We start from the raw sequence: 14,101 nt of genomic DNA on the forward strand, positions 1-14,101 counted from the left end.
CCCAGCCGTTTTTAAGCGGCTCCTAATTGATAGCGGATAAAACGCCGGATAATCACGTTTTCGCCGGTCTTGGCCCGCATTTCATTGAGATAATCTTGTACTTGGATGTCCGGATTCTTCACATAGGGCTGTTCGAGCAGGCAGGTTTCGGAATAAAATTTATTGAGACGGCCTTCCACCATTTTTTCGAGGATATTCTCCGGCTTGCCGGATTCCCGGGCCTGAGCCAGGAGAATGGCCTTCTCTTTTGCTATAACCTCCGCGTCAAGATCTTCCCGACCGATCGCCAAAGGATTGGCAGCGGCAACCTGCATAGCCAGATTCTTGGCAAATTCATTGAATTCCGGAGTCTTGGCGACAAAGTCGGTCTCGCAGTTCACTTCCAACATCACCCCCAACTTGCCCCCGGTGTGGATATATGCCTGGACAACACCTTCACTGGCCACCCGATCTGCTCGCTTGCGAGCCACGGCCAGACCTTTTTCCCGCAGATAGACGATGGCTTTTTCCAGATCGCCATTGGTCTCTTTCAACGCTTTTTTGCAATCCATCATACCGGCGTTGGTTTTGTCGCGCAGTTCCTTTACTTTTGCTGCAGATATTTCCAAAACACTTTCCTCCTCTAATACTTCCAGGCCAGGCGCGGGTCTTTCCATAATCCCGATGCGACCCTTTAGCTTAATGCAACGCCCTAAGCCGTATATTCTTCCTCAGCAGACTCAGGTTCTTCGGCAGCAAGTTCACCTGGCAACTCCAACTCCTCGGCGGCAACCGCAACCGCCACCCGCTCCGGCTCTTCCTCGGCCGCCATTGCTGCCGCCTCTTTATCACTTTCGGCCTGCAGACGCTCGGCTCGTAGTTTTTGACCTTCAAGACAGGCATTGGCGATTCGGGAAGTGATCAAGCGGATAGCGCGGATGGCGTCGTCGTTGCCGGGAATGACATAGTCAATCTCTGTAGGATCACAGTTGCTGTCGACAATGGCAACCACCGGAATCTGCATTTTACGGGCTTCCTGAACGGCGATATTTTCTTTGTGAGGATCAACCACAAAAACAGCATCAGGCAACCCGTTCATATTTTTAATACCGCCCAGAGACTTATCCAACTTGGCGGCCTTTTTTTCCATGGTTAAGATTTCTTTCTTGGGAAATCGCTTAATGCTGCCATCTTCCTTCATCTGCTCGAAATTTTTGAGGCGGTCGATGGACTTTTTAATGGTCTGAAAGTTGGTGAGCATCCCACCCAACCAACGATGGTTGACGAAAAACATGCCGCAGCGGTTGGCCTCCTCAAAAATGGCGTCCTGCGCCTGTTTTTTAGTCCCGACAAACAACATCTTGCCGCCGCTGGCAACCCTTTCGGTAACGAAGTCAAAGGCAACTTTGAAGAGCTGGACGGTTTTTTGCAGGTCGATAATATAGATGCCGTTGCGCGCCCCGAAAATATAGGGCTTCATCTTGGGGTTCCAACGTCGGGTCTGATGCCCGAAATGGACGCCCGCTTCCAATAATTCCTTCATAGTAACTGAAGACATGCTAAACTCCTTTGCTAGTTTGTCCGCCGCCCCGGCTGCCACCGGAATCACCTGCCAGGCAAGCACTAGCCCGGCCTACCAGGACGTGAGTATTTAAACAAATATTTTTATCATACAATTAAGAATATTGGCAATAAAAAATTCTCTTCGGTCATTTAGGAGCATATTTATCGGAAACAGCCTCTGGTCCTTGACAATTGTGCCTGAACCGGCATAATTTGAGACAGTTGCAAAAAACCATGGAGCGGGAGGGGCATGTCTGATAAGGGCCAGGTCACCCATGCCCCGACAGTCGGGAGATATTCACGGTAATTGCCATTACCCGCGGGTCACCCTTGAACAATGAAAATTATTGCTGGCCGGAGATTGGCTAACCGGGAATTGGTAGCTTGCAGAGAAAGTATCCACTGTCGAGTGGTCAGGTCAAAGAACGGCCTTTTGAGGTTAAATTTATGGCGTCCAGTTTCTACGTCCTCATCATCATCATTACTATTCTATCTTGCTGGAGTTCATCGGTTCATGCCGACAAACCCAGGCCCCGTTTACTAGACGGCGAACTTATTGAGGAAGGCCAACCATCCTCGGAACCGGAGGCGGCTAAATCACCCCAACCGACTCAGACAAGCCAGACGGTTATCCTGTTGAAAGAGTTCTGCGTCACCCTGCCATCCAACCCCTCGACCGGCTACGGTTGGAAAATTGCCTCTTATGATAAGGATTTTCTGCAATTGAAGAGCCATCGGTACCAGAAACCGGACAAGGTTCTTCCAGGCGCTCCGGGGAGAGAGATGTTTGAGTTCCTACCCCTCAAAACCGGTTCTACCACTATCATCCTCCATTACCAGCGCCCCTTTGAAAAGCAGATCGCCCAGGAACTACACCACCGGATCATAATCCGCTAATAACGGCTGAGAGACCTGGAGATTCTCTTAAACAGGGTACTAATCGTTAAAATCTTTCAATTTTTCCCGCAAAGAAAAGCTTCTCCGCTCCTGGGATGATTCGTTTTCCGGGTATTGGTCCGTCTCCTCCACCTTCTTCTCGGGCATCTTCTCCTCACTGATAAATTTTACACTATGCAGGAACACAAAGCAGGTCTTGTTGTCCCATCCACCATACGAGGCGTTGTAAACCGTGAGCATACTTTCATTTTGATTACAGTCCCTTAAATAATCGCTGGTGCGGCGGAATTTATATTTTGGACTGTTCATACTTGCAAACCCTTCAAAGTCATCTGCCTCACCCTCCTGGCCGATATATTTCGAGTGAATATTGATCGTTCCGACCATATGGGTACCATCTAGAAATTCGATTCTCACCTTTATCGGCAGATTGCTATAGTCCACACGTCCGCCTGGACGATAAATCTTGACGCTCAAGGTTATGCCTCCTAATTAAACCCTATTATTTTTAAATCACCCTCAAACTATGAAAATCATTAACTGATAGCCTAGGCTTGCTAGCCGGCGCCAGGGTTGCTTTCTGACCGACTGGAAACTCCCGGCGCCAGCTAAAAAACTTATCGGCATTTTTTCCGCAAATAAAAATGTATAATGCCTAATAATACCGGCAAGGAAATTGCCGAGAGACCTCTTGTTTCCAAGCTCCCGCCGGATGATAGAGATTTACCTCCAACTCTGTTTGGAAAACCTGTAACATCGTTTCCGGTTTCTGTTTTCTGGCAAATACATCTAGCCCGGATAATTCACCAAAATCCCATATACCCGGTGGCACAGGCTTTCCAGCCTGTGCAAAAAAACAGTCTGTATTTCAGGTAAGCCTGTTAATCCATGGCATTAAAATGAGTTAGCTATCTTTTTCAAAATATCATGAATAAACCCGACTAGTAGAATTAAATTGTTATGGTCATAATGGGTTGCAGGACAGTCCGACATTGGCATTAAGGACAAAAAAAGACAGGCACCCCTGGTTGATAGGTAGCGTCTGCCTTTTTTTAAGCTCTGATGATATCGAGATTAATAGTGGTTCAGGGCAATTCTCTGGATCCGGCTATCGGCTGGGAATCTTGCCGCTCGTGAGGTATCCGGACTAGAGACTTTGGCTAACCGGCCGGCCTCATCATAGCTGTATCGGGCCAGACAGGCCGGTTGGGCCTGATCACCGGGTTGCATTAGAAGAGCACGGGCAATCAGGGCCTGACCGTCTAGTCCAAAGGTATAATCAAATATGATCTTCTGGTTGCCCCACGAAATCGTTTTCACCAGCGGGTGTTCCGGCAGGGTTAGCTGTCCGTTAAATCTGCCGGCCCGGTCGAAGGGAATCTGCGTCTCATCCTGGAGTTCCAACCGGAAGGTGGCGTTATTCATCAGGGCCAAGAGTCGATATCTGCCCTCAGGTCGGGAGGGGTAATAGCCCACTCTGCCTAGGGCATCATTAAAGGTAAAGACGTCGCTGTCGCCGGTGTGCCGGTCGGTGATGCGCAGCCGCCGAGGCAGATACAGGCTGGCTATTTCCACTTTGTCCGCACCTTCCGGCTTTAAATCATAGGCTGCGTAATTTAGCAGGTCCTTAGTATTACGCACATAATCCAGGTGGAAGCGATGCTCTCGAGAGAAGATCATATCGGTGAGAAAGCCGGCCTGATCAAACCAAAATTCGTTCCCTAATTTATCCGCCAGCCGGTAGGAAGTATCGGTCATGAGAAAGAGGCCGACTATCTGACTATCTGCCAGTTTATCAGGGACATAACCTGCTATGGCATAGCGTGTATCGGAAAAGGTGAGAATTTCCTGATCGCCGGAGACTAGATTTACCAATGCCATTTTTTCAGGGAGTTTGAGATTCTTAAAGTTGGTTTTGGTTTCACCGACGGGTTTGAGACGATAAGGTATGAGGAGATGCCAGCCATTGCCGAATTCTCCGGAGTCCTGCTTTTGCGGATTGAAGTATCGGACCAGTTCTAAACCCGGCTGATTGCCCTGGCGGAAGGCGAGATCGGTCTGATAGCGGAAACCCCGGCAATCACGGCCGCTGGTAAGGGAATGCTGGGGAACCGAGGTATAGGATTTCTTATCCACGGCAAAAGAAACCGGTTGGGCCGGGAAGTCGGTCCCGGTAAGGGAGGACCGGGTGGAAATCGTAGTTTCGCCACCCCCTGAAGTCTGTGTCGCTACTGCCCGCTGAATAGCCTGGACTGCTTGGGGATCGTAGACATAATTTCCCTGGGATTTAAGATCGACACCGCCTTCCAGATAGAGCCCTGCAAAATGTTGGGAGCCTTTGACCAGGGCATCGACAGTACCGGGCGAATCTTCCGTCATAACCAGATCTTTATTGGCCATGAGAAACCAGAAGAGCGGAACGCCCTGTTCCTTTAAGTACTTGGCCAGACTCACCATCTTGGCATACTCAAACAGCTCCTGGTAGACCGGGTAGGCGGCAGCAATCTGTTGGTATTGCTCGGTGAAGAATTTGGCAAAAGCCTCATCGGCGGGTTCGGCTTTGGCGCTCTTATCCTGAAAGCGATATTCGGTCTTCAGGGTCATGCGGCCATCGGCGAAGAGGAGCAGACCGTCTCCTTGGGTGAATTTCATCTCTTCCGGGACGAACCAGAACCGGCGGCTGGCTCCGAGATAACGCAGGCCGTGACTGGCAGTGAGGGCGTCCACATCCTTGAAGTTGGGCAGGTTGGGTTTTTCGGTGCCGACAGCCCACTTTTTCATGGTGTAATCGGCTTCCCGCATCACCCGGCCCAGGTCGTTGTTGATGACGTTACCGATGTAGCGCACCAGTTGTTTTTCTTCCCCTGGGGCTATGGGATCGATAGAAATGCCAGGGTCCTGATTGGTAAAGTAGACCGACCAAAGGGCAGTGATAAATTTACGGAAGGCCTCAGGGGCAAGTTGGGCGTTGGCACCGTCCACGACGAGGGAGAAGTTGCCTTGAGACAGGTTAACCCTAGCATCGCCAGCACCCTGAACCTTCGCCGCTCCGCGCAGCATGACGCCGCCGACGTTATGGGAAAAATTCTGCGGGGGTAGATTAGGATGGAAATCTACTTTGGGAATGGGACCGCTGAGGGAGGAGGGAGAAATGGGGAGGTCAGAGATGGCCTTGTCAGACATCGAAAATTTGCGGTTTAAGGAACAACCAATATTATGTGGTGGATCAGGGACTCCAATATTTCCCTGTTGAGAATATCCGGGCATTTGCCATCCTTCCAAAGGGACTTTCCAGGATAGGACAGGCTCTTGTGGTTTGGAACGTATTACCAGTTCCTTCAGAGCAGTGATGTCACCGTCTTTGAGGGTTGAGATTAAGGCCTTGATTTCAATACCACCGTCGATTTCCATAACCACGGATTGCTTCCCAAAATTCACCTTCTCTTCCCGTTTCAGGAGGTCATAGTCTTCCGGGGTTATAACCGCGTCTGGGGAATATTGCGAAAGCCAGAAGCTTACATCAGGTTTTTGGGCAAGGGAGCGAACCCCCTCTGCCAAACCTACAAGATCAAAAAGGACCTTCAATTTCCCTACCTCAGGGTGTGAGGCAGCGATATCCTGGAAGTTTTGGGTTAGCAAATCGGCGAAACGTTCACCGACGGCGTCATGAAACCCGGTGATATCTTCAACTTTTTTCCCATTGACAGAAGCGCTCATCACTTGAGGGACAACACCGATCAGGATATCTTTAATGACAAATACCCCCTCTCTTTTGGCCAGAGAGGAATTCAGGGGGTGGAACCAGAAGCGGGTGGAGACATTCTCGTCAACTCCTCGCTGACGGGCATCGTCCACAGACATATCGAAATATGACTTTGCTCCCCAGATATCGCTGGAAATAAGCCCCAGCCCCAATTTTTTTAAGACTAGGTCGGCTTCCAGGAGTTCCTTGCCAAACTTTGTATTGGCCAACTTACCTTCAAACCTTACTTTTTGCTTGGCGGTTTTCAGCGTGTCGGGGGTTTTATCAATGCTTACGGAGGGCCACACCTGATCCAGACAGCGGGCTCGCAAGGCTACCACAAAATCATCGAGATTGGCTTTATGGCCTCCCTTATTAACCTGACCGACCAGGATCAAATCATTGCTCTTCTCATCATAGATCATACCCACGAGGTTGGTAATACCCCCAAGCTCGATGACATCGGTATTCGCTCTACCGGTTTTTTTGACGAGACTCTCTGCCTCTTTTAAGGAATAGGCTACAAAAGGGCCTGCATGGGCATGATGAAGGGAAAAGATGAGCAGCAAAAGGAAAACTTTGCAACCGAACAAAAACCTCATCGTTCTCATAGAGCAAGTCCCTTTAAGGAATCCAGTCACTCTAACTAGTTGGTATGATTGTTACTTCCCCATAAGAGCACTGACATCTCTTTATTAGGCTTCTCTTATTTGGCGCCTGTCAGGATCTTTTATTCATAACTTAAGGCGAAGGGCACTTCGAAGGGCCAATCGCCTTCATCCAGGTGCGCGGCACTTAGGTTGGCGGTGACACCACCATAAGTATTCCCCTGAATGTCGATTCTCTGACCACCACCGATATCCACTTTAGCGCCACCAAGAGCTGTGCTCATATCTTTCCAAGTGTTGAAATTCTGATTTGTGGTCTTGAGCTGATGGACCTGGGTGCCTAGCCCCCCAACGCCCGCGCCTATTCCCTTGCCAGTTTCAACACCGATGGGTCCGAGATTGACCCCTGCCTTATTGCTCAATTCAAACTTGAAATCTTGGGGGATAGTTGCTGCAGCGAATTCCCCCCAGCCACCCGGGACATTCGTTTTTAATCCATTATTGATGTATGGTGCCAGCTTATCTTTGGCCCCGGGCGTAATATTACTATAGGTTTTTAATTCTGTTATAGCTTTATTGTACATGTTAATATCAGTTTTCTCGGCTACTTTGAGAGCAGAATGAAAGTTGTTGGCTGTTATCTGATTAGGATTCTGAGTAAATTCTTTAAAGCGTTTGGATAATTCGGTACCGAATTCCCCTTTGGCCATACGTATGAGTTTCTTTTCTTCCCATCCCCCCAAGTAAGCCGTGATGCGGCCGATATTGCCATCCACGATGCCTAAGCCGCAACCAGCTTTTTCCTTCGCCGTCTGGAAAATCTTCTTCGAATCCTCCAACTTCCCTAAAGCCACCTGGGCACACCCCTGTCCTACAAAGGCTAGGCAATAGTCCGGAGAATTCTGCAGTGCAAGGCCAAACCAACGGAGAGCCCCTTCGGCCCCCGCCTTTTTGCGAATATTGATGGTCCCGCGGTTAGTGTAGCCCTCGGCAAAATTCTTCCATATTGCAACTGCGGTTTCTAAATCATTGATGGCTTGCAACCAATTTTCATTCATTGCTTGGGTTACGCCCCTCGCATTCAGGGTCAGGACATGCTTGTTCTCAGGTGACAGGAATAAGGCTTTATCAAACGCCGCCATGGCCAGCTCCCGCTGGTTATTGCGAGCCAAGGCATCTCCTTGCAGGTATTGGGTAATTGCTTTGGTGGGATACTTTTGAGCAAGCATGTCAGAAAATAATCGCCAGGTCTCCCGGTCTTGGGGAGAGGACGCGCTCAAGAATAGGCATAGGGACTCATTGTTTTTATTTATAGCCAGGCCTGCATGCCCTTTAAGGAGACGTAGTACGGGAGAGGGGGTTTGCGGGCTGACGTCCTTGAGAAGTTCCCAAACTTGGGGCCAATTTTCTGCCAGCAGGGCCTGTTCCAGGGCCGGGGTGACTTCCTGGTCAGTTTGGGCCAGGGTAGATGAAGCGAGACTGAACAGGGCTGCCAACAGGAGGCAGGCGAGCAAGCCATGGCAGAGAAATCTGTCGAACTCTTTTAACCACCCAATTCTAAATCCCATGCAGTTCATTGTCTCCTCCTTTGATCGAGCACTATCAGCGTATTAAAACACTATCCGCAGAGATGCCAATCAGTTCCCCGGCGCCGGGGTGCCGCCGATGCGTTCATCCCGGCTGATGCTGCCGATGACGATTTCATCTCTCATAGAGGGCCACCAGCCCACTTCATAGCCTTGTTGGAAGGCCAGGTCGCGAGCCTGGCGAAAGAGGGCAAAAGAATTTTTGTGAACCAGGAAGATGGCCCGGTCATTGCTTTTATTTAAGGATTTCAAAGTCTTCAGGAAGGCGCCTTCAGGCTTCGGCAGGTCTTCGAGGGTCACGCCGGCGATTTTCGGTTTTCTCGTTTTGACCGTGACCGGGACGATATTACCGCCCGTCACAGTAGCAAACATATCCTTGGAATTATAAAAGTCCTTGTTGACGGGATAGAGTTTCTTATTAATGACCTGAAAGTAAAAATCATCTCGGGAAGACTCGGTGACAACGTGGAAGCTCCCTTTGGTTTGGCCCCTGTTGCCCAAGCGCTGCATTTCCTGTTCTAGGGCGGTGACTTTTCTGGTTTTGGCGGCCACTTCCTTTTGCAGCCGGTCACGATTCTCGCGGAGAAGCCTGGTCTGCTGGTGGAGGTCTTGGGCCCGGTCTTCCCATTGTTTGGCCTGAATTTCCGTCTGCTGGAATCTGTCCTGCTGTTTTCCGAGATCCTCAGTCAATTGGTGGTTCGCATCCTGCTCAGCCTTAAGGTCCTGATTGAGGAAGTCAATTTCGTTGAGAAGGATCGGCAACCTGGGATCAATAAATCTGGGCTCGCCGGGAATAATCATGGGGGTGGTGGCCAGGAGGATGATGCCGATGATGGTAAAAATCGGGTCCTGAAACATTTCCATGAAAGAAAACTGCTGCCTTCGCATGATTGTCCCTTAGTAGGCTAATTCCAGTTGCCACTCCGCGTTTACAGGCTCATAGGCCAGGGTTAGACCGGTTTTTTTAGCCTTCTCGAAAGCGGCCGCAAAGGTTTTAAAGCCGTCGGGGCGGACTAGCAGGACGATGCCGTCATGACCGCCGATTGTATCTTTTAAGGCCTCTTTTTTATTCAGATCGGACAGGCGGAGCGCTTTCTTCCCCGGATAGATAATGGCGGCGCTGGACTGGCAGTCTAAAAACAACGGGTTGGTGAGAGTGGTAGCGCCTTTAAAATCGCGCCAGCGAAAGACATTTAGATCTTTTCTGTCTTGGGCCAGTTGTACTTTTCTCTGTTCCAGGTCGGCCAATTCCTTCCTAAGCCGGGCAATATCCTCAGCCAGGGTATGATCTGGAAGTTCTTTCTGCAGGCTGGCGATCTTCTTTTCTTCAGCGCTGATCTTACCCCTGAGGTAGTCAACCTTGGCTTGCAGGGCCTTCCCCTGGTTTTGAAGCTGCTCTTTCGTGACGGCCAGACCCTGGCGCTGCTGAATGAGAGACTCAACGTCGGGCAGCTCTTCATTGCGTTCTTCAATGGCAGCCCCCAGGTTTAAGGTGGCCAGGGAAAAGGCCAGAAAGGCCACCACACCCACCAGGCAGACCAGGAGCAGCAGTACCTCAACATTATCATTGTCTTTCACGCCGGTTCCCTTCCAAGGGTTGGACGACGATCTCGTAACGGGGCGGATTGTTCAGGCTTTTTTGCAATCCCTCCATGTGGTGAATGAGTTCGGTAAATCCCGGTTCCAGTTTTTGCACCGTCTGTTTAAAGGCCTGATCAAGTTGGTGCAGGAATTTCTGCAACAGATCGCGCAGGAAGGCCTCTAATAGTCTGGGTTGGGCCGTAACATCAGGATTGGCGTGGGAGAGGCGGGAGATCAGGACGCGGGCTTTTTCATCCACCCGATCGACAAACAGCTCTTCTTTCCGGCGCAAGAGGGAAGACAACATCACCACGATAATGGTGTATCCCAAAGCCAGAAGAGTGGTATCAAAGGAGACGCTCAGGGAGGCAGCCAGGTCTTTTAAAAGGGTGCGGAGGGCTTCGATATTACCGGCAGTTTCAGAAAGCTCGGGGAATTTGGCCATGCCCAGGGAGAGCCCTACCACCGTCCCCAGAAAACCTAAGACCGGAATGAGTTGTTTCAAGGCGTTCAGGATGAGATGGCCGCCTTCAATCTGCTCCAGATCCCGGCGTGATAACTCCTGATTGAGACGCACCACCTCCTCCCCGTAGGTATAGCCCCACAACAATTCGCCCAAGCGGCGGAAACTGATGGGATTGTCGTAGGTAATCGCCAAACCCTGAATGGCCTCGAGCAGTTCTTGCGCCGATTCCGGCGTGATCTGTTCCTGAAGTTGATCGATGGAGACCTTGGTATCCAAAATTCGGCTTTCTTTCTTGAGGTCGACAGACTTGCTGACGACAAAAAGCAAGGCGGTGAAAAATAACCAGGTGGTGAGCGCCTGGACATACCAGCAGCGGAAAAAGAAGCTGCGCAGGAAGGAATCGGAACTGAAAAAAGAGATGGTCAGATAGAACAGGCCGGTTAAGAAGAGAGCAGCAAGAAAAACGAAGGCATTTGACTCGATGACGATCTTTTTCAGACTCGATTTCACGTTGCCACCTCAAGCTCAGGATTTTGGCACCACCGGCTAATAGTCCGGGACCAGCAGAATAACTGAGATGTTATCCCTGCCACCATTCTTGTTGGCCAGGGTAACCAACTTATCAGCCGCCTCCTGGAGATAGTCCGATCTGCGGCGCACGACTTTGTTGATTTTCTTTTCAGGAACCATATCGGTAAGACCGTCAGAACACAGGAGGACTATATCTCCGGGAATCAGATCAATGTTTTTAATGTCGGGACCTTGATACTCCGGACAACCTAAACATTGGGTAATAATGTGGCGCAGGCTGTGAGATTGGGCCTCTCGGGGAGACAGCAGACCGGATTTCACCATCTGACTGACATAGGAATGGTCTTCGGTTAATGGCATGATACCCCGGCTGTTAATAAGATAGGCGCGGCTATCTCCGATGTGAGCAATGTGGAGTTTTGGCGGAGTCAGGAGACCTACTACCGCGGTGGTGGCCATGCCGGTCAGCGATTGGTCTGCTTCGGCCCGGGAGAGCACTGCAGCATGGGCGTCAGCAAAGGCCTGCTGTAAAAGAACCGAAAAATCAGGTTCAGGGGATTCTCTGAGTCCATTCTGAATGGTTTGTTGAATACTCTCTGCGGCCAACTGGCTGGCTACCTCGCCCCCTTGGGCGCCGCCAACGCCGTCAGCAACCAGGTAAAGTCCCAAGAGCTGGTCAATCAGGAGGAAATCTTCGTTATGGGGCCGAATCTTTCCCGGATGCGAGCTGTAACCTAGTTTCATAAGCCGTTTTTCAAGATATCTTTGTAAAAAAAGAGGAGTCTAGCGCTTCCCAGATTGATGCTGTCGCCGTTTTTGAGTAAAACCCCCTGGGAATCAATCTGCCGGCCACCAACCCGAACCACGCTCTCGCCGATAGGTTGGATGATAAAACCGAGGTCATCGGTTAGAGGCTGAAAAACAATCCGGGCGTGCTTAGGGTTTATGGTGGCTGCATCAAAGAGATGCACATGGGCCTGTCGGTGCCGCCCCAGAAGACTCCGTTGTTCCTTGAGAGTAAAATATCGGGGCAGTTCCCGCCCTCCCTTCGCAGGACTACCAATATCCAACAGGACCAGGTGGGCAATAATATGGGGAGGAAGTTCGCGGTCACTAGTTTCGTTTATCTCAGGTAAGCCTCCCCGGTCAGCCTCGGGCGACAAGGCGCTAGGCGGGCTTTCTGTAGAGAGGGATGCACCGGAGGCAGGTGGAAGGGGTGTTGCCGTTTCCGGCAGACTTTCAATAAATTCTTCAAGCCGTTTCTGACCGTCAACCTGGCCGGAAGACTCGATGCCCACCTGCGGGTGCGGCGAGGATGGGACCTCTGCGGGCTGGATTGAAATATCATCTAGCCCACTCAGGGGCGAAGCTGGCGCTTTTTGTTTCCGCTGCCTCAATTCTGCCAGCTTCTTGAGGAGATCAGGGCCCGTATGGTCTTTGCCCATGTGATCGCTCCTTAATAACGAGTTCCGGTTAAGGGTCGGCGATCATAAAAGGCCAGGCTGACGCCGCCCAGGGTAATGGCATCCTGATCTTCCAGAGGGGCTGCTTCGGATATGGGTTTGTCGTTTAACTTTGTGCCACTAAAGCTACCCAAATCCTCTAGATGGTACATCTGCGTTTCGGCATCAAGGAAGATGCGGGCATGACCGGCGCGCTGCGGGTTGGGCCGGGAGACCGTATTATCAGAGAAAAGCAGGTAGATTCGGGCGTTATCATAAAGAGCCGGGTTTTCGTCGTCGTAACGCGTCAGGATGATTTCCTGATAGTGGAGATTCTTTGAGGAATCGAGCAGCGCAAAGAATATCGGCACCGGCGGGATGTTCAGACGCAGGCCCACTTCACCGGGGGAGAAGAGGACCCGGGTGGAGGTACTGGATCCACTCCCTGGGGAGGTTGCCATCACCGAGTGCGCCTTGCCTTTAAGCAAAACGCGTACCGGTTCGGGAAGTTTAGAGGTTACTTTCCAGCGCCGCACCAGGAACCAGATAAGAAGCCCCAGACCCAACAGGGCAACCCCGGCCACTAAGCCCTGCCATAAGGGCTCTTGCCACCATTCCGGTGGCGGCTGAGGTAGCTGGACCGGTTCAGGTAAGGGAGTCGGAGCGGTTGCCCGAGGCGAAGGTTCTAGTGCCGGGAGCGGCGGGACCTGGGGGATAATAATAGGGGCCGGAGGCGGCTGGGGCTGCGGTTCGGCGGCCACATACAGGAACCGACGCTGGGTGCTCAATTCCTGCCCGGCAACGGATAATTTGAGCTGGGAAGTATATACTCCCACCGGGTTTTCGTAGGTGAAGCGTAAGATATATTGATTTTTCAGGTAGTCTAAAACCGTCTGATACAGGTTAGTTAAATCTGCGGCCTGAGGAGTAGAGAGGAAAGCACCCTGACTGGCAGAGGCAACTTTTTGCAAGTAATCAACCTGGGCCTTAGAACCAAACCCCATAGCGTATATAGGAACCTGGGCACCTTTGATACGATCCAAGACGGCTTCTTCGGACACGGGGCTGCCTTCGTCCTTGCCGTCGGTGAGCAATATCACCGCTGCCCTGGTAGTTGGTGCCTGAACGGCTCTTTCCATGGCCTCCAGGGTAGCCTGATAGAGCCAGGTCCATTGCTCTTTGGCCTCGAGATGCTGTAGTTGCTCCCGCACCTCGTGCTTCTTGGCGGCGAAATCTGACAGGTGATAGACCCCCTGGCCAAACGTGATTAAGGCGACGTGATCATCTTTTTCCAGTTCATCGAGAAAGATGGCTGCGGCCTTCCTGGCTTCGGCCATGGGTTCGCCCTTCATGCTGCCGCTGACATCGATGGCCAGAACCACGCTTAAGGGGCTCTTGGCACTGGAGATAGGTTCCAGAGAGAAGTCTTTGATGGGCTGACCCTCGACACTGAGAGAGAAATTTTCCGGTGTCAGATTTTTAATGGGCCGGCCGGTTTTATCCAACACCGACAGGATCATCTCCACTGCGTGGTTCGGTTTGGATTGAATATCCAAAACGTGGAGTGCACCTAATTCCGCAGGCGTGGCCATTTGGGCCCAACAGAGAAATACTAGCAAGAATGCCAAAACCCGCCATATTACCACAGTAAATCCTCCCTGCACAGCATGATCATTAACTCGGCAGTAAGCAGCTGCAACCCTTAA

12 protein-coding genes are annotated in these 14,101 nt (G+C 51.1%); 1 reads left to right on the forward strand and 11 read right to left on the reverse strand.

Annotated features, from left to right (window positions below; all coding sequences use genetic code 11):
* Nucleotides 1–11: 11 nt before the first annotated feature.
* Both tsf and rpsB read right to left on the reverse strand, forming a co-directional pair.
* Nucleotides 12–656: a translation elongation factor Ts gene (gene tsf, locus DESAC_RS14655; RefSeq protein ID WP_013707841.1), complete on the reverse strand. Its 645-nt coding sequence runs from the start codon at nucleotides 654–656 to the stop codon at nucleotides 12–14.
* A gap of 35 nt (nucleotides 657–691) precedes the next feature.
* Entirely contained in the window at nucleotides 692–1,537 is an 846-nt protein-coding gene (rpsB, locus tag DESAC_RS14660) for a 30S ribosomal protein S2 (protein WP_013707842.1), read from the reverse strand.
* A gap of 452 nt (nucleotides 1,538–1,989) precedes the next feature.
* Between rpsB and DESAC_RS15520 the strand changes: the two genes are divergently transcribed.
* On the forward strand, nucleotides 1,990–2,439 hold the full coding sequence (locus DESAC_RS15520; protein ID WP_013707843.1) for a protease inhibitor I42 family protein: 450 nt from the start codon (nucleotides 1,990–1,992) through the stop codon (nucleotides 2,437–2,439).
* Nucleotides 2,440–2,478: 39 nt separating this feature from the next.
* Here DESAC_RS15520 and DESAC_RS14670 read toward each other — a convergent pair whose 3' ends face one another.
* From DESAC_RS14670 to DESAC_RS14710, 9 genes are all read right to left on the reverse strand, one after another.
* On the reverse strand, nucleotides 2,479–2,916 hold the full coding sequence (locus DESAC_RS14670; RefSeq protein WP_013707844.1) for a hypothetical protein: 438 nt from the start codon (nucleotides 2,914–2,916) through the stop codon (nucleotides 2,479–2,481).
* Nucleotides 2,917–3,513: 597 nt separating this feature from the next.
* Complete coding sequence (locus DESAC_RS14675) at nucleotides 3,514–6,792, reverse strand: hypothetical protein (RefSeq protein ID WP_013707845.1); 3,279 nt, start codon at nucleotides 6,790–6,792, stop codon at nucleotides 3,514–3,516.
* A 119-nt stretch (nucleotides 6,793–6,911) separates the two neighbouring features.
* Nucleotides 6,912–8,018 (reverse strand): tetratricopeptide repeat protein, encoded by a 1,107-nt coding sequence (locus DESAC_RS14680; RefSeq protein ID WP_148231259.1) that lies wholly within the window; start codon nucleotides 8,016–8,018, stop codon nucleotides 6,912–6,914.
* Between the two features lie 408 nt (nucleotides 8,019–8,426).
* Nucleotides 8,427–9,239 (reverse strand): hypothetical protein, encoded by an 813-nt coding sequence (locus DESAC_RS15525; protein WP_148231260.1) that lies wholly within the window; start codon nucleotides 9,237–9,239, stop codon nucleotides 8,427–8,429.
* A 33-nt stretch (nucleotides 9,240–9,272) separates the two neighbouring features.
* Complete coding sequence (locus DESAC_RS14690; protein WP_013707848.1) at nucleotides 9,273–9,953, reverse strand: hypothetical protein; 681 nt, start codon at nucleotides 9,951–9,953, stop codon at nucleotides 9,273–9,275.
* The gene (locus DESAC_RS14695; protein WP_013707849.1) at nucleotides 9,940–10,932 is read right to left on the reverse strand and encodes a MotA/TolQ/ExbB proton channel family protein; all 993 of its coding nucleotides are present in this window, start codon (nucleotides 10,930–10,932) and stop codon (nucleotides 9,940–9,942) included. The genes DESAC_RS14690 and DESAC_RS14695 overlap by 14 nt, the downstream gene beginning before the upstream one ends.
* Before the next feature lie 36 nt (nucleotides 10,933–10,968).
* Nucleotides 10,969–11,697, reverse strand: coding sequence for a Stp1/IreP family PP2C-type Ser/Thr phosphatase (locus DESAC_RS14700; protein ID WP_013707850.1), 729 nt, complete (start codon nucleotides 11,695–11,697; stop codon nucleotides 10,969–10,971).
* Entirely contained in the window at nucleotides 11,694–12,398 is a 705-nt protein-coding gene (locus DESAC_RS14705) for an FHA domain-containing protein (RefSeq protein WP_013707851.1), read from the reverse strand. Before DESAC_RS14705 ends, DESAC_RS14700 begins: the two co-directional genes overlap by 4 nt.
* Before the next feature lie 11 nt (nucleotides 12,399–12,409).
* A complete protein-coding gene (locus DESAC_RS14710) occupies nucleotides 12,410–14,041 on the reverse strand; it encodes a VWA domain-containing protein (RefSeq protein WP_013707852.1) in 1,632 nt (543 codons plus the stop codon).
* Between the last annotated feature and the right edge of the window lie 60 nt (nucleotides 14,042–14,101).

This window comes from Desulfobacca acetoxidans DSM 11109 (assembly GCF_000195295.1).
Classification (GTDB): domain Bacteria; phylum Desulfobacterota; class Desulfobaccia; order Desulfobaccales; family Desulfobaccaceae; genus Desulfobacca; species Desulfobacca acetoxidans.

Excerpts from the sequence above, each read along its gene's own strand:
- tsf (WP_013707841.1), bottom strand. The coding sequence starts at position 656 with ATGGAAAGACCCGCGCCTGGCCTGGAAGTATTAGAGGAGGAAAGTGTT.
- rpsB (WP_013707842.1), bottom strand. The coding sequence starts at position 1,537 with ATGTCTTCAGTTACTATGAAGGAATTATTGGAAGCGGGCGTCCATTTC.
- DESAC_RS15520 (WP_013707843.1), top strand. The coding sequence starts at position 1,990 with ATGGCGTCCAGTTTCTACGTCCTCATCATCATCATTACTATTCTATCT.
- DESAC_RS14675 (WP_013707845.1), bottom strand. The coding sequence starts at position 6,792 with ATGAGAACGATGAGGTTTTTGTTCGGTTGCAAAGTTTTCCTTTTGCTG.
- DESAC_RS14705 (WP_013707851.1), bottom strand. The coding sequence starts at position 12,398 with ATGGGCAAAGACCATACGGGCCCTGATCTCCTCAAGAAGCTGGCAGAA.
- DESAC_RS15525 (WP_148231260.1), bottom strand. The coding sequence starts at position 9,239 with ATGGAAATGTTTCAGGACCCGATTTTTACCATCATCGGCATCATCCTC.
- DESAC_RS14700 (WP_013707850.1), bottom strand. The coding sequence starts at position 11,697 with ATGAAACTAGGTTACAGCTCGCATCCGGGAAAGATTCGGCCCCATAAC.
- DESAC_RS14680 (WP_148231259.1), bottom strand. The coding sequence starts at position 8,018 with ATGCTTGCTCAAAAGTATCCCACCAAAGCAATTACCCAATACCTGCAA.